The organism is Pseudomonas sp. 1 (genome assembly GCF_056626735.1).
Genome location: NZ_JBWXMQ010000001.1, coordinates 516,932 through 531,675 on the forward strand (window position 1 = coordinate 516,932; position 14,744 = coordinate 531,675).

20 protein-coding genes are annotated in these 14,744 nt (G+C 59.8%); 7 read left to right on the forward strand and 13 right to left on the reverse strand.

The genetic code is table 11. The features are described 5' to 3' along the window. Positions 1–194: 194 nt before the first annotated feature. A complete protein-coding gene (locus AC1MDC_RS02220) occupies positions 195–1,070 on the forward strand; it encodes a LysR substrate-binding domain-containing protein (protein WP_085698265.1) in 876 nt (291 codons plus the stop codon). Between the two features lie 10 nt (positions 1,071–1,080). Here AC1MDC_RS02220 and AC1MDC_RS02225 read toward each other — a convergent pair whose 3' ends face one another. The 5 genes from AC1MDC_RS02225 to AC1MDC_RS02245 all read right to left on the reverse strand — a co-directional run bounded on the left by AC1MDC_RS02225 (position 1,081) and on the right by AC1MDC_RS02245 (position 7,090). Continuing rightward, positions 1,081–2,445: an MFS transporter gene (locus AC1MDC_RS02225; RefSeq protein WP_480392417.1), complete on the reverse strand. Its 1,365-nt coding sequence runs from the start codon at positions 2,443–2,445 to the stop codon at positions 1,081–1,083. Positions 2,446–2,603: 158 nt separating this feature from the next. Then, on the reverse strand, positions 2,604–4,037 hold the full coding sequence (locus AC1MDC_RS02230) for an NAD-dependent succinate-semialdehyde dehydrogenase (protein WP_480392418.1): 1,434 nt from the start codon (positions 4,035–4,037) through the stop codon (positions 2,604–2,606). Then, a complete protein-coding gene (locus AC1MDC_RS02235; protein WP_480392419.1) occupies positions 4,034–5,068 on the reverse strand; it encodes an aldo/keto reductase in 1,035 nt (344 codons plus the stop codon). The genes AC1MDC_RS02230 and AC1MDC_RS02235 overlap by 4 nt, the downstream gene beginning before the upstream one ends. Positions 5,069–5,078: 10 nt before the next feature. Then, on the reverse strand, positions 5,079–5,591 hold the full coding sequence (gene fae / locus AC1MDC_RS02240) for a formaldehyde-activating enzyme (RefSeq protein WP_085698261.1): 513 nt from the start codon (positions 5,589–5,591) through the stop codon (positions 5,079–5,081). A 293-nt stretch (positions 5,592–5,884) separates the two neighbouring features. Then, the gene (locus AC1MDC_RS02245) at positions 5,885–7,090 is read right to left on the reverse strand and encodes an NAD(P)/FAD-dependent oxidoreductase (RefSeq protein ID WP_480392420.1); all 1,206 of its coding nucleotides are present in this window, start codon (positions 7,088–7,090) and stop codon (positions 5,885–5,887) included. A gap of 336 nt (positions 7,091–7,426) precedes the next feature. Here AC1MDC_RS02245 and AC1MDC_RS02250 point away from each other — a divergent pair, with 336 nt between their 5' ends. After that, complete coding sequence (locus AC1MDC_RS02250; RefSeq protein ID WP_085698259.1) at positions 7,427–7,975, forward strand: RrF2 family transcriptional regulator; 549 nt, start codon at positions 7,427–7,429, stop codon at positions 7,973–7,975. Positions 7,976–8,038: 63 nt separating this feature from the next. On the opposite strand, the gene AC1MDC_RS02255 is transcribed toward AC1MDC_RS02250, so the two are convergent. Further along, complete coding sequence (locus AC1MDC_RS02255) at positions 8,039–8,374, reverse strand: hypothetical protein (protein ID WP_085698258.1); 336 nt, start codon at positions 8,372–8,374, stop codon at positions 8,039–8,041. Between the two features lie 176 nt (positions 8,375–8,550). Between AC1MDC_RS02255 and AC1MDC_RS02260 the strand changes: the two genes are divergently transcribed. Next, positions 8,551–8,790: a hypothetical protein gene (locus AC1MDC_RS02260; protein ID WP_007950501.1), complete on the forward strand. Its 240-nt coding sequence runs from the start codon at positions 8,551–8,553 to the stop codon at positions 8,788–8,790. Between the two features lie 59 nt (positions 8,791–8,849). Here the strand turns inward: AC1MDC_RS02260 and AC1MDC_RS02265 are convergent, their stop codons facing one another. Next, positions 8,850–9,038: a hypothetical protein gene (locus AC1MDC_RS02265; protein ID WP_007950503.1), complete on the reverse strand. Its 189-nt coding sequence runs from the start codon at positions 9,036–9,038 to the stop codon at positions 8,850–8,852. A gap of 196 nt (positions 9,039–9,234) precedes the next feature. On the opposite strand from AC1MDC_RS02265, the gene AC1MDC_RS02270 reads away from it, so the two are divergent. Continuing rightward, positions 9,235–9,597 carry an NUDIX hydrolase gene (locus tag AC1MDC_RS02270; RefSeq protein WP_480392421.1) on the forward strand — a complete coding sequence of 121 codons (363 nt, stop codon included), beginning with the start codon at positions 9,235–9,237 and terminating at the stop codon, positions 9,595–9,597. Between the two features lie 3 nt (positions 9,598–9,600). On the opposite strand, the gene AC1MDC_RS02275 is transcribed toward AC1MDC_RS02270, so the two are convergent. Both AC1MDC_RS02275 and AC1MDC_RS02280 read right to left on the reverse strand, forming a co-directional pair. Then, complete coding sequence (locus AC1MDC_RS02275; protein WP_085698256.1) at positions 9,601–9,843, reverse strand: DUF1652 domain-containing protein; 243 nt, start codon at positions 9,841–9,843, stop codon at positions 9,601–9,603. 122 nt (positions 9,844–9,965) lie between these two features. Then, entirely contained in the window at positions 9,966–10,865 is a 900-nt protein-coding gene (locus tag AC1MDC_RS02280) for a polysaccharide deacetylase family protein (RefSeq protein WP_480392422.1), read from the reverse strand. 215 nt (positions 10,866–11,080) lie between these two features. Between AC1MDC_RS02280 and AC1MDC_RS02285 the strand changes: the two genes are divergently transcribed. Both AC1MDC_RS02285 and AC1MDC_RS02290 read left to right on the forward strand, forming a co-directional pair. Continuing rightward, positions 11,081–11,761 carry an SOS response-associated peptidase gene (locus tag AC1MDC_RS02285; RefSeq protein ID WP_480392423.1) on the forward strand — a complete coding sequence of 227 codons (681 nt, stop codon included), beginning with the start codon at positions 11,081–11,083 and terminating at the stop codon, positions 11,759–11,761. Between the two features lie 268 nt (positions 11,762–12,029). Continuing rightward, a complete protein-coding gene (locus tag AC1MDC_RS02290; RefSeq protein ID WP_480392424.1) occupies positions 12,030–12,302 on the forward strand; it encodes a hypothetical protein in 273 nt (90 codons plus the stop codon). 46 nt (positions 12,303–12,348) lie between these two features. On the opposite strand, the gene AC1MDC_RS02295 is transcribed toward AC1MDC_RS02290, so the two are convergent. From AC1MDC_RS02295 to AC1MDC_RS02305, 3 genes are read right to left on the reverse strand one after another with little or no spacing between them, the layout of a single operon-like run. Then, positions 12,349–12,495, reverse strand: coding sequence for a hypothetical protein (locus tag AC1MDC_RS02295; protein WP_480392425.1), 147 nt, complete (start codon positions 12,493–12,495; stop codon positions 12,349–12,351). Between the two features lie 49 nt (positions 12,496–12,544). After that, a complete protein-coding gene (locus AC1MDC_RS02300; RefSeq protein WP_176247751.1) occupies positions 12,545–12,856 on the reverse strand; it encodes an AzlD domain-containing protein in 312 nt (103 codons plus the stop codon). Beyond that, positions 12,856–13,554 (reverse strand): AzlC family ABC transporter permease, encoded by a 699-nt coding sequence (locus tag AC1MDC_RS02305; RefSeq protein WP_045121617.1) that lies wholly within the window; start codon positions 13,552–13,554, stop codon positions 12,856–12,858. The genes AC1MDC_RS02300 and AC1MDC_RS02305 overlap by 1 nt, the downstream gene beginning before the upstream one ends. Positions 13,555–13,709: 155 nt before the next feature. Here AC1MDC_RS02305 and AC1MDC_RS02310 point away from each other — a divergent pair, with 155 nt between their 5' ends. Next, the gene (locus tag AC1MDC_RS02310; RefSeq protein ID WP_085698251.1) at positions 13,710–14,096 is read left to right on the forward strand and encodes a DUF2784 domain-containing protein; all 387 of its coding nucleotides are present in this window, start codon (positions 13,710–13,712) and stop codon (positions 14,094–14,096) included. On the opposite strand, the gene AC1MDC_RS02315 is transcribed toward AC1MDC_RS02310, so the two are convergent. Next, positions 14,093–14,614, reverse strand: coding sequence for a DUF3087 domain-containing protein (locus AC1MDC_RS02315; RefSeq protein WP_227232844.1), 522 nt, complete (start codon positions 14,612–14,614; stop codon positions 14,093–14,095). The genes AC1MDC_RS02310 and AC1MDC_RS02315 overlap by 4 nt on opposite strands. Between the last annotated feature and the right edge of the window lie 130 nt (positions 14,615–14,744).

The following is a 14,744-nucleotide window of genomic DNA, read 5'->3' on the forward strand; positions in this document are numbered from 1 at the left end:
TCAGCTATCGCTGGCAAGCCAGCTCTCACAGGATTGATGTTGGCCGCACTCTTTGTGGTCACCTTGATACTTGTGGGAGCTCGCTTGCCAGCGATGGCATCTGCCCAAACAACACTTGCATCCGCCCACCACCAATAGTCAGATAGGCCCATTCCAAAACAACAATAAACCGCCCGATCCGGAGTTCCGCCTCCATGCGTCAACTGCCCTCGCTCAACACCTTGCGCGTGTTCGAAGAAGTCGCCCGTCATCGCAGTTTCAGCCAGGCCGCCATCGGGTTGAACGTCACCCAGGGCGCGGTCAGTCGCCAGATCAAACAGCTTGAAGACTACCTCGGCGTGGCACTGTTCGTGCGCACGCCTCAAGGGCTGTCACTGACCGAAGCCGGCAGCAATCTTTCCCCGCATCTGGCCGAAGCCTTCGACCATATCGAGCGCGCCTTGCAAGCCGTGCGCGTGCCCAACTTGCGTCAACGCTTGAAAGTGCTCGCACCGCCGACCTGGGCCACGCGCTGGCTGTCGCCACACCTGCGCGCGTTCTGCCAGCGCTACCCGGACATCAACCTCAGCGTGACCAACCAGATCGGCCACGACAGCCTTACGGAAGTCGATTGCCACATCCGCTTCGGCCTCGCGGCAGCGCCCCACTGCATCAGTCAGCTGCTGGTGATGGAACGGCACATCGCGGTGGCCAGCCCGGAACTGTTCAACGGCGATCAGCCACCGGACCTGCGGCAGTTTCCGCTGCTGCACATCCTGCACGACGGCAAGCGTTTGAAGGTCTGGGAGAACTGGCTGGCGGCGATGGGCCGGGATGACATCGATGCCGGGCAAGGGCTGGAATTCAGCACCCTCGATCAGGTGATCCACACTGCGCTGGCCGGCGGCGGTCTGGCGGTGATCGACCGGCAGATGATCGAAAAGGAACTGGCCAACGGCAGCCTGCTGCCGATCACCCCGATTGAGGTGATCGGCCCTTATGGCTATTGGCTGGATGTGGCGAATGACAAGCAAGGCCTGTCGAAAGTGAAGCTGTTTACCGAGTGGCTAGGGGTTGTCAGCAACCCCTGACCTGCACTCATCAGACGGGCGTGGCGACTTTCCCGACCGGCGTAACACCGACCTCCACCGGACTCTGCGCCTTGCACGCCTGACTCAACGTCAACGACTTGGTCTCCGGCGCCCATGCCCAGGACAGCAAAGCACCAATCGCCAGAATCGCCGCAAGAATCCCCATCGTCGGGCTCAACCCGATCCCTGCCACACTCACCGGCAACAGGAACGTGCTGACCGCCGAGCCCAGACGACTCACCGCCGTCGCCAGACCAATCCCGCTGGCCCGCACTTCCGTCGGGAAACTTTCCGCCGGGAACACGCCCACCAGATTGCTCACCGCCGACAACACCAGCGTGAACACACCGAACACCAGCACCATAAGCCACGCCGCACTGCCCGGCAGCACCGCCAGCAGAAACAACGCCACCGCCAGAATGATGAACGAGTTGATCAGGAACCCGCGTCGGGTGAATTTGATGGTGCACCAGATGCCGATCAACGCGCCGAGGATCAGCAGCATGTTGAGCATCAGCTCGGTGCCGAAGCCTTCGGCCAGGCCCATCTTCTGCAGGATCGACGGCAGAAAGGTGTAGATGGCGAAGTACGGCATGACGATGCAGACGAAGAACAGGCAGTTGAACGCCGTGCGCTTGCGGTATTCGCGGCTGAACAGCACCGCGTAGCCCGAGCGGGTTTCCGTGGAGCGGGTTTCGTCCAGCTCGACGTTGTCGCCCAGATGCTTTTTGACGATGGCACGGGCTTCGGCCACCCGGCCCTGATTGACCAGCCAGCGCGGCGATTCGGGAGTGCCGATTCGGGCGATCAGAATCAACCCGGCGGGAATCGCCGACGACGCCAGCATCCAGCGCCAGGCATCGTCACCGAGACTGAGCATGGCGGTGCCGACAAAGGTCGCTGCCACGTAACCGAAGGTCCAGATCACACTGAACGAACCCAATAACACGCCGCGATGTTTCTTCGGCGCGAACTCGGCGAGCATTGCGTGACCGACACTGAAATCGCCACCCAGGCCAATGCCGATCAGCACCCGGCAGAGAAACAGGCTCATGGCCGTTTCGACGTAGAACTGCATCACCGAAGCGATAGTTATCAGCACGAAACTGACCAGGAAGATTTTCTGCCGGCCGACCTTGTCCGAGATCCAACCGAAAAACAGACTGCCGAGAAACAGGCCAATCAGCGCCGATGCGCCGATCAGGCCCTGCCAGAACGCATCCAGGTGCATCTGCGGGCTGAGCAAGGTGAATGCGATGCCGATCAGGCCAAGGATGTAGCCGTCGGTAAAGTGCGCGCCGAAGGTCAGGCCGGCGATCTTGAGGTGGAAGCGCCCGATGGGCAGGTCATCGATCTTTACGGGTTGAGCGGACATGTTCGTCTCCAATTGTTGTTATTGACGGAGAAACCGATTGCTCTTGCTGTTCAATTGTGGGAGCGAACTTGCTCGCGAAGCGGAGTGTCAGCTGACAGAACTGCCAACTGACCTGACGCCATCGCGAGCAAGCTCGCTCCCACAGGGTTCGGGCAGGCTTACAACCCCCCCATCAACAGGTATTTGATCTCCAGATAGTCATCCAGACCGTACTTCGAACCCTCACGCCCAAGGCCCGATTCCTTGATGCCACCGAATGGCGCCACCTCCGTGGAGATGATCCCTTCGTTGATGCCGACCATCCCGGCTTCCAGCCCTTCGGCCATACGCCAGACCCGGCCGATGTCGCGGCTGTAGCAGTACGCGGAAAGACCGAACGGCGTGTCGTTGGCCCGCGCCAGCACTTCGGCCTCGTCCTTGAAGCGGAAGCACGCGGCCACCGGGCCGAAGGTTTCGTCCTGGGCAATCAGCATGTCGCCACTGGCTTCGGTGAGGATGGTTGGCTCGTAGAACGTGCCGCCCAGTGAATGCCGACGACCGCCGCACAACAGTGTGGCGCCCTTCTCCAGCGCATCGCTCACATGGGCTTCGACCTTGGCCAGCGCAGCGGCGTTGATCAGCGGACCTTGCTCGGTGTCGCCGTCCAGCGCACTGCCCACGCGCATCGCCGCCACGGCTTCGGCAAGTTTGCCGGTGAAGGCTTCGTAAACGCCGTCCTGAATGAAGAAGCGGTTGACGCACACGCATGTCTGCCCGGTGTTGCGGAATTTCGAGGCCATCGCGCCCTTCACGGCTGCATCGATGTCGGCATCGTCGAAGACAATGAACGGCGCGTTGCCGCCCAATTCCAGCGAGACCTTTTTCAGGGTGTCGGCGGCCTGACGCATCAGCAATTTGCCGGTGCGGGTCGAGCCGGTAAACGACAATTTGCGCACCACGCTGGAGGCTTGCAGCGCACCGCCGATGGCCACTGCATCACCGGAAACGATGTTGAACACACCGGCCGGAATCCCGGCCTGCTCGGCCAGCACTGCCAGAGCAAATGCCGACAACGGGGTTTCTTCCGACGGTTTGAGGATCATCGTGCAACCTGCCGCCAGCGCCGGGCCGACCTTGCGGGTAACCATTGCCAGCGGGAAGTTCCACGGGGTAATCGCCGCGACCACACCGATGGCTTCCTTGGTCACGATGATCCGCGCATCAGCCTTGTGGCTCGGGATCACATCACCGTAGGCACGCTTGGCTTCTTCACCGAACCACTCCAGAAAACTCGCGGCGTAGACCACTTCGCCCTTCGCTTCGGCCAGCGGTTTGCCCTGTTCGCGGCTGAGCAAGGTCGCCAGCCCCTGCTGGTTGGCGAGCATCAGATCGCTCCAGCGTTTCAGGCGCTGGCTGCGTTCCTTGGCCGTGAGTTTGCGCCACGCCGGAAAGGCACGATTGGCCGCCTCGATGGCGAGGTTGGTTTCCTCGGCACCGGCCTTTTGCACCTCGGTGATCAACTCGCCATTGGCCGGGTTACGCACCGGATACGTGGCGCCGCCCTGGCCCCACTGACCGTCGATGAAGTTGCCGTGACGGATCAATTCGCTCATGCCACAGCCTCCTGCAACGTGAAGCGTTCGAGCCCCGGACGGGCCGTGCGCAGGATGCGTTTGCCGGCGGTGTAATCGTTGATCACATCGCACGGGGTATAGTTGCGCTCCAGCTCGTGCAGCTCTTCGGCATCGAGTTTTGTTTCCAACGCCGCCAGTGCGCTGTCGAACTGCGCCGTGGTGTCGGCGCCGACCAGCATGCAATCCACGCCCGGATGATTGGCGACCCAGGCCTGGGCGATCTGCGCGTTCGACACGCCACGGGCACGGGCCACGCGTTGTACCGAGTGAGCGATTTCGAACGAGACTTCGTCGCTGTACATCTGCTGGGTGAAGAAGTCGGTCTGGTTGCGAGTCGATTGCACGTCACCGGTCAACAGGCCACGGGCCAGCGGACTGAACACCGAGACGCCAATGCCCTGGTCGCGACAGAACGGAATCATCTCGCGCTCTTCTTCGCGGTAGGCGCAGTTCAGTTGCAGCTGCATGTTGATCGGCTTGACCCAACCGTTGCGCTCGCAGGCCATGAGGATTTTTGCCAGTTGACCGGTGAGCATGGTCGAGACGCCGATGTAACGTGCCTTGCCGGAACGCACGATGTCGTTCAGTGCGCCCATGGTTTCCTCAACCGGGGTGTTCACGTCGAAGTAATGCAGCATGAACACGTCGACGTAATCCATATTCAGACGCTTCAGCGAGGCATCGATGCTGTCCATGATGTGCTTGCGCGAATGGCCGCTGGCGTTGATGCCGTTGCGGGTGCCGTAGCCGACCTTGGTGGTGATCACCAGGTCCTCGCGGCGGGCCAGGCGCTTGACGATGCGCCCCACCACTTCCTCGCCGACACCGGCGGAATAGAAGTCCGCCAGGTCAATGAAGTTCACGCCGTTGTTGAGGGCGTGAGCGACGATAGGTTCGCTTTGTTTTTCATTGAAGATCCACGGTTTCCAGTCCGGGGTGCCCATGTTCATGGTGCCCAGGCACAGACGGGAAACTTGCAGGCCGGAGCTGCCCAAACGGATGTATTGCATGGCGCGGACCTCAGGCTTTTGGCGTGTAGAAAGGGTTGCTGATGTGGTTGACCACATCTTTGAGCTGCGCGGTTTCCGGCTTGCCGGTCAAGGCGGCGCGGATCGCGGTGCGGCAGGCGTTGTAGTTGTTCAGGTAGACCGCATCGAGGTCATCGCACGCCGGGTTGACCCAGTTGGCGGTGACGATCGCCCACTCGTCTTCGGCTTGCGGCGGCAGCGTGCCGTCGAGCAGCGCTTCGAGCACCGCCTTGGCGATACCGGCCTGGGAGGCGCCCCACGTTGCATTGCCGTGCAGGTCGCTGCTAATCGCAGCCTTGTTGACGTAAAGGGTCATCGGCTTGACCGGGATGTTCGGCTGGGCGATCACCATGAACGGGCAATGGCCCTGGCTCGGCGACGCCAGGCTGTTGGCAAACGCCTGCCCTGCCGGGCCATTGCGCGGGCCGATCAGGATGTTGATATGCGCGGCGTTCACGCCCGGGCCTTCGAAACCTTCACCAATGTACAGGTCGAGTTCTTTCATCAGTCATTACTCTTTGCGATGCAGAGGGATTTTTTGGGGTGATCGACAGCTCACGCGGGCCGAGAGGCCGACGGGATCAATAACGGACGTGGGGAGACGCGAGGGAAGAATCGGGACATGGCTGCAAACGCTCTCTGGTTGTTATTGATGAGCTGTGTTTGCGATTTTTTAACACCGGGGATCTGGCCGGCCGTAACCATTAAAAATCATGGGGCAATGACTTTTAGTCATAGCCTTTTGTGGCGGCAAAAAAAAATCCCGCTCGAAAGCGGGATGTTTTTGAACGGCTCTGATTATGCGACGACAGGAATCATCGGATCCGCAGCCGCCAGCGCGCTGGCACGGTCAGCCGCTGGCGGGTAGATCCACTGGGTGTTGATCTGCATCTTGAGGGACTTGCCCTCCTGCTTGACCAGTTTCACCTGACGATCCCAGCCTTCGGTGTACACCGCGCCCCAGGCGCCGAGATCGAGGCAGGTCACGTATTTCGGCTGGCTGTATGGCGTAGGGTCGACACCCAGAATCTGCGCCGCAACGTTGTTGCCGGCGTGGCGCCCCAGGGAAATCGCGTGCTGGCAGGTCATCAGGGCGAAGTTGCCGATATCGTCGCTGGCCGCATAAGCCACGTCGCCGGTGGCGAAGATGTCGTCCTGGCCGATGACTTTCAGATGGGCATCAACGTGCAGGCGACCCTGACGATCACGCTCGGCAGGAATCTGCTCGGTCAGGGAGCTGGCGCGCACGCCGGTGGTCCAGACCACGGTTTTTGCCTCGATACGTTGACCGTCCGACAAGGTCACGCCGTTTTCATCGACCGACAGCACCGACACACCCAGTCGCCATTCCACACCCAATTCTTCGCTTGCTTGGGCAATCGACACGCTGATCGCTTCACCCATGGCCGCGCCGATTTTCTGCCCACGGTCGACGATGATCACATGAACGTTGGCATCGTCGCCCAGCACGGCCCGCAGACGCGCCGGCATTTCAGTGGCGGTTTCGATGCCGGTGAAGCCACCGCCGGCGACGACCACGGTGTTTCGAGCCTGGCTCTCAGGTTGGTCGATCAAGGATTTCAGATGGTTTTCCAGGCGGATGGCGGCTTCGATCTGGTCGACGTCAAACGCGTATTGCGCCACGCCCGGGGTGTCCGTCAGGGCCAGGCCGCTGCCGGAGGCGAGCACCAGTTTGTCGTAATTGAACACCTGTTGCGCACCGGCTGCATCGAGGTAGCCCACGGTTTTCGCCTGCACGTCGATGGTGTTCGCCGCGCCCTTGATGAAGTTGACGCCAACCGCATCGAACAGATCGCCTAGCGGCGCCGCCAGCGTGTGGGCGTTCGGCTCGTAGAAACGCGGACGAACGCGCAGCTCGGCCTGCGGCGCCAGTACGGTGACGTCGATGTTGTCCCGATTGTGAATGTCGACCAGACGCGTGGCGCTCAACGCCGTCCACATGCCACCGAAACCTGCGCCGATTACCAGAATGTGCTGTTTCATTGTTCTCTCCAGGCACGAAGCCTAGTCACTGAATGAGGTTGAAGGATTCACATCATCGGGAGCGGACACATCTGTATTTTTCAAGAGTGCGGAAGGCTGCTCACCGGATAACGGCGACTGTATTGGTCGCCTTTAACGCCGACAAGTCAGATTTTGTGATGATTATGATCGAATAACTCGATAGCTCAGACCGCTCATGGCTGCCCTACGCAACGCTTTGATTAAGCAATAAACCAAGAAAATCGGGATATACATCGCTGAACACGCAAAGCGTTCGGATTTGTTTGCCACTGATAAGCCTGATAACATCGGCGACAAATACAGTCGGAGATAGTTATGTCGCTTTACAGTGCGGGGGTCGAGTACGGCATTCACTGCCTGGCCTTTCTGGTGGGCAGCGGCGGTGACAGTCGTGAAGCCAGCGTGCGCGATCTGGCAGAACTGCAAGGGGTGCCGCTGGATTACCTGGCGAAGATCTTCACCAAACTGGCCAAAGGCAAACTGGTGGAATCCACCGGCGGCGTACGCGGCGGCTTCACTTTGGCGCGCCCGGCGGATGAAATCACCCTGCTCGACATCGTCAATGCCATCGATGGTCGCAAGAACATTTTCGAATGCCGGGACATTCGCGGACGCTGTGCGCTGTTCGACGGCTCGCCACCGGACTGGGCGCTGGAAGGCACCTGCTCGATTCACGCCGCGATGATGACCGCGCAAAAGCGCATGGAAGAAGCCCTCGCCCAGCAGACCATCCTCGACATCGCCAGAAAGGTCGGTCGCAAGGCGCCGCCGGGGTTCAACAGCCAAGTGGAAGACTGGATGCAGGATCGCCGGGAAAAGAAGACCGGTGGCGCCGGCATTCCGCTCATCGACCTCTCGGACTAAGCTCGATCAGCAGGCAAAAAAAAGCAGAAACCGATCACCGGTTTCTGCTTTTTTATTTCGCCATTACAGGCAATCACGCACCGCTTTGCGCAACGACCCGGACTTCGCCCACGGCGGCCCCTGATAGAGGGAGACACGGCTGCCGTCCTTGTACTTGACCACATCGAGAATCTCGTCGGCGGTGACGATGCTCGGCGCGGTAATCCGATAGCCGTTGGAAATCGCTGTCTGGGAGGTCTTGGCAACGTCCTGCTGCCACAGTGGCAATACACACGCGGCATATTCCTTGGGGGTTTTGTCGCTGGTCTTGCTGACATTTGGCTCGCCCGGCACCAGTGACGCAGGCAACGAACAACCGGCCAATGCCGCCAGCAGCATCCCCCCGATCAATATCCGCATGGTGATTCCTTCATCTGAAAAAACGCGAATGTACCTTGTAACTGTTCGGACATCCATCGTAGCGCTCTGCCGGTACTCCCCGAAAACCGGTCCATTGAGCTTATCGACAGATGACCTTGCCCCGCATCGGAAAAATGCGGCTACTCTGTTTTACCGAGAATGTTCCGGAGGTGATCATGCGGCTCAATGAATACGAACACGAACTTCAGCGTGACCTGCAAAGCGTGGCATCGGACCTGAGATGGTCGGCGGTGGACCTCAAGCGCATCGCCGAGCAACTGCGCCAGTCGGGCAACGAAGCGGACGCCCAGGCGGTGCTGCGATCCTGCGAGGTGCTGCAAAGCGATGAGGAGCGCCTGCAACTGTATGCCCGGGAAGTGAAAGCCCGCGCCATCAGCCGAACCAAAGTCCACTGAACCTCACCCTGTCCACAGCAAAAAGCCCCGGACAACCGGGGCTTTTTCTTTACAGACCCTCAGTCTGCCTTGCGACCGCGTGCGCGGCTTTTGTACCCCGGCAACGCGGCGGCATACGCCAGCGCTTCCTCGCGACTGGCAAACGAAGCGAGCCGGTCACCCTGCGTGCAGACCCGCCACGGGCCGTTGTTCACGCTGAGTACGTCGTAGCCATTCATGTGCATTTTGTTCAGCATCGCCATGCTCATAGGCACCTCCTGTCTGGTAACGAACTTTTCCACCTTACACCCGCAACGCGCTGGCGTGCCGACCGGACGTCGCACCGCGCCGCGTCAAGCCCCCGGCACTTTTGCCACTGTCCGGCACTCAGAAGCTCTAAACCGGCAACGGCCCAAATATTGCTACTTCATGACAGTTTTATGACAAACGGCATTCTGGTGACACATGAAAGTACGAGCAACCGTCATCTGCGAGCAGGATCGACACATTCTCCTGGTGCGCAAACTCAGGTGCCGCTGGACCCTGCCAGGGGGCACCGTCGAGCCGGGAGAAACCCGCGCGCAGGCAGCCGCTCGTGAACTCAGAGAAGAGACCGGATTGGACAGCGACGACATGCTTTATCTGATGGAGTTACAGAATGGCAGCACCCGCCACCACGTCTACGAGGCGTCGGTGCTGAACATCGATCAGGTTCGCCCGCTGAATGAAATCGTCGACTGTCTCTGGCACCCGCTCGATGCGGTGCAGAATCTGAACGTCGGTGAAGCCACGTTGAGCATCATCCGCGCCTTTCGACGACGTCTTTGATCCTTAGCCGGCGAAAGCCCGGCGTCCGGCGCTCATTTCCGTGCGCAATTCACCGATGAAGTTGGAGATGTCACGAATGGTGACCAGGTGCTCCGGGGAAACCCCGTTGAGCAACAGATTGACGCGCCCGCTGTCGGGTTCGTAAACCTTGATCTGCAAGAGGCCCTGCGCCGTTTCGGTGCAATCGCAACACAACGGCGAAAAGCCGGATTCGACGATGCGGCAAATGTCGGCAATGGCAATCATGGGGGCGCGCCTCACAGGCGTTGGCTCGGGCGACCCAATGAGGATAGATGAGCTTTGGCCTCTCTGTTTGCGCCGTCCACCGCAAAATTTGCCAACGGCTTCACATCTTCAATTCGCCGCACTCAGTGGGCGTCGTGATCCCAGATCCAGTTCCAGATTCCCGGCAGGTTCACCGGTTTCGACGACTCTTGCACGGTGCGCGCCAGCGCGGCTTTTTCAAGCGCCGCGCGATCGTCATAGAACGGTTTGTCCGCCAGTCGCACGCCGGTGGCGGCGGCGCTGTCGAGCAGAATCTGCAAGTACTCACGAGTGTGTCGAGCGGTGTAGCGATTGAGGTCATGGAAGGTCACCACCACCGGAATTACCCCGTCCACTGTTGGCAATTCGCCGAGGGCCATCTGTTCGCGGACTTCCGACAGCTGACGCAGCATGTTCGCCCGCCGCCGGGGGCTGGCGTTGAAGCCCCAGATCTTGCCATCGTTGGCACTAAGGTCGGTCAGCAACACCCGCATATGGTGCTGCTGATAGGCGGCGAAAGTGCGTTTGTCGTAATTCCAGAACGGCGGACGCAGCAACGTTGGCGGCGCGCCGGTGATCGCCGCGATGTCCGCTGAACCGTTGGTCAGCGAAATTTCGAGTTCATCCGGGTCGAGCAATCGATGATTGGTGTGCCAATGGGTGGCGGTGTGAAAGCCCAGAACATGCCCTTCAGCGTGCTCGCGGCGCATGACTCGCCGGCCGATCTCGCTATTGCCCGCCCGGGGCGCGCCGGTCTGGACAAAAAACACCGCTTTGATGCCCGGTTGCAGCGGGTTGTCCTTGAGGCTGTCGAGCACGGTGTCGGTGGGATTGAAAAAACTCGACGCGCTGGGCCCGTCATCGAAGGTCAACAGAAACCGCACAGGCGCCTGTTCTTTGAGCCGGGCCTCGGTCTGCGGGGTCATTTCGATGGGAGCGGCGATGCATCCGGCCAACCCGACGGCCACCGCCATCGCGCAGAAAAGCTTGAACCACTGTGTCATGTTTTGCCTTGAGCCCGACCGTTGCGGTCATGTTGTCGAATGGCAAAACTCCCTCGCCGCTGTTGCCTCCCTGCGACCCAATGAGATGGGCCGAGGTTGGATAAAGATACACAGGATTTGGTTCAGGCGCTCGCATTCACCGGCCAGGGCAGCAAGGATTGATCCGTGCAACTAAGCTCAAACCTTCAGGCAGCTGTTCGCCGGAGGGTCGGCCGATGTGCGGAAGACTGTCGCAATACCGGGGCATCCACGATTTCGTCGCGGTGCTGAGCATTCCCGATGCGCTGATCAATCACGTTGGCGACGCACCGCTGGCGCATTACAACGCCGCGCCCACCACGTCACTGGCGATCCTTCACCAGTACCAGCAACGGCTGTACGCCGACAATCTGCGCTGGGGCTGGCGCCCGCACTGGGCGAAGGATCGCGCGGCGCCGATCAATGCGCGGGTGGAAAAAGTCGCTCATGGGCCGTTCTTTCGAGCGATCTGGCGCCATCGACTGATCGTGCCGGTCGACAACTGGTTCGAGTGGGTCGACGGGCCCGACAAGAGCCGACAGCCGTGGCTGATTCGTCGGGCCGATCATCAGCCGGTTTTCTGCGCCGCCATCGGCCAGTTTCCGACACCCGGCGAACCTCCACGGGACGACGACGGCTTCGTCATCATCACTGCCAACAGCGAAGGTGGCCTCCTCGATGTGCACGACCGGCGCCCGATCGTGCTGAGCGCCGATCGGGTGCTGGAATGGCTCGATCCCGCCACACCCACGGAGCGCGCCGAGCAGATGCTGTTGTTCGAGGCCGAGCCCAGCGAAGCGTTTGAATGGCACAAAGTCGGCAAAGCGGTCGGTAACTCCCGCAATCAGGGTGCTGAATTGATTGAAGCGGTGACGTAAATAAATGCCGGCGCGGTACGTTATCAAGAGCAGCCATCCACGAATTGAATCCTGCGCGTTACACACGGTGTTTCATTCGCGAAACACGGCGCTGACACAGTCGTTTGAGTGAACTAACCGCCTGTCTGACATTTCAATCGCCATACATACTTTTAGAAACACTACGGATAGCATGCGCGCCGCATTTCCTATTGGCATACCAGCTGACCAAAGAGTCAGTAAAACCAGGAATACCCCACAAACTTAACAAACCTTGCAGAGAACTAAGTTGCGCGACGATTTTGCAATCAAACAGGTCATCGGCCTGGAGTGTATTCATCTGTCCACGACAGAACGCTTTCAACTCGACTGTTTTATCGCCCACTACATCAAGACTCGAAACCTGTGTGACGTACCCGATATCGACCGCATCCTGCGCGCCACCCTCGAAAACTACCCCTGCCACCCGCCGGTGATGGTCAACGAGCTGAATGCCTGGATCGACAAGACTTTGGGTTATCGGGCCTCCCACCCCGATTTCACGCAGCTGGAAGATCTTTGATGAAACGAAAAAGCCCCGCGATCGCGGGGCTTTTTCGTTGTGGCGTTCAGGGTTTCAGCGGGCGTTCCTGATCACGGTCGGACAACTCTCGGCTGTCGTCATGCTTCCAGGTCTGCTCCTTGTGTTTCTCCCGCTCGATCTCTTCTTGACTCGGTTCATCATCTTCTTCGGGACGTTTCTGCTCGGTTGCCATGTTCACCTCGCTAATGAAATTCATCCATTAAGCGTAGAACACCCGCAACTTATAGCCACCAGCGCAATAGAAAGAAGAACGCCATGCTCAACAGCATGCTGAATAACGTATTGCGTGTGTAGATCACCAGGCCGATTGCCACGAGTGAACTCAGCAGATAAGGGTTATCCCACTGCAGATTCAGTTGTTTGTCCGGCATGAATACAATCGGCCCGCAAATCGCAGTCAACATGCCCGGCACGGCAAAACCGAGAAACTGCCGCGCGTTGCTGCTCAGACGCACCGGCAAGCGCGGCTCAAGAAACACGTAACGGTTGAGGAACACCAGAATCCCCATGCCGATAATCACTGCCCAGACCATCATGTGCGCTCCCGATACAACTTGTTGCAGATAAACCCGGCAGTCATACCCGCCAGTCCCGACAGCACCAGCGCCGAGCCCCACTGCCAATAACTGAACAGCACCGAGCAGAACAGCGACACCGCCACGCAAACCACTGTCGGTACATTGCGCACAACCGGGGTGATCAGGGCGATGAAAGTTGCGGCAATCGAGAAGTCCAGCCCCAGGTGTTCAAGCCCCGGAATGCTGCTGCCAAGCACGATGCCGGCCAGAGTGAAGAGGTTCCAGGCGATGTAGAACGTCAGACCGACGCCCAACGCGTACCAGCGATTGAACTGCTGGCGGTCGTGCTGACTGGTCAGGGCGAACAGTTCATCGGTGAGCAAAAAGCCCAGGCCGATGCGCCAGCGCCCCGGCAACGGCGAAATCACGTGGCGCATGCTCATGCCGTAGAGCAAATGCTGCGACGTCAGCAGCAAGGTCGTCAGCAGAATCGAAAAAATCCCCGCGCCACCCTTGAGCATGCCGATCGCCACCAATTGTGCCGCGCCGGCGAACACGATGCTCGACAGGCCCTGCCCTTGCAGCGGCGTGAGGTTGGCTTCGATCGCCATGGAACCGGCCAGTAGCCCCCAGGGCGCGGTGGCCAGGGATAACGGCATGATCGCCGCGGCTCCGCGAAGAAAGGCACTGCGCGGCATTAATGAGTCAGACATAACACTCTTCAACCGTGAGACAAGACCCCGGACTCTGCCAACAAACGCCCGTGGATGGCTTGAACAATCTTGCGCAGTTGGCGCAAAACCTTCCTTCTGGCAGCCGTTTACCGGCGTAACATGGCAACCATTCACACACGCGTCAGGGAGACGACATGCTGTATCGAATAGCCGGCGACGGGCTGGTGCTGTTTCATTTGCTGTTCATTCTGTTCGTGCTGTTCGGCGGGCTGCTGGTGCTCAAGTGGCCACGATTGTTCTGGCTGCACTTGCCGGCGGCGGCCTGGGGCGTGGCGGTCGAGGTATTGCACCTGACCTGTCCACTGACCTATTGGGAAAACCTGATGCGCCACGCTGCCGGGCAGACCGAGTACGCCGGCGGTTTCATCGAACATTACGTGTGGCCGATCATCTACCCGGCCGGGCTGACACCGCAGATTCAGCTGGTACTGGGCAGCGTGGTGCTGATGGTCAACCTGCTGGTCTACGGGCGTCTGATTCGCCGCTGGAAACTTGGACGCGCCGCGCGCATTCCGTTTTAACGCGCTTTCAAGGTTTCCAGCCAGGCCGGATCGAGGCGCGGCTGATCGGTGTCCAGGCCGAGCGCCCCCATCCGCGCCTTGTGTTCTTCGACTTCCCGGTGCAATTGCGCGTGATCGCTGGAGTTGCCGTCCAGCTCATGCATCTGGGTCAGGCCCAGGTGATAGAAACGCAGCACCTTCATCGCCACCGGATCGCCCTTCTCCACCGCCGCCGTCACCTGATGCATCACGTTGGTGACACTCATCAGGCTGCGCTTGAGCCGCCAGCCGTACACCGCCGGGGCCATCCAGGTCTGATTCCAGAAACGCCCGCGCAGCAACGCCGCCGTCAGCAGGAATGCGCCAAACACCCCGCCAACATTGAATCGCAGGTTATCCCCGCCCGGCTCGCCGAACAGTGCCACTGCCGCAGTCGAAAACACCATCGCCAGCACCAGAAACAGCACCGCGATGATCAGCGTGCTGCGCCGGGTCTGCTGGCGATAAGTGACGGCATCGATCGGTTGAATCTCGAACATCGCGACAGGCTTCCATGGCTTGAGTTAAAAAGAGGCTGCGCATTATCGCCTCTGAGGCGGATTTAGCTATGCTGGAGCGCCTTTTCATCTTTTCAACGTCCAACGGGGACATGGCGATACCACGCAGATC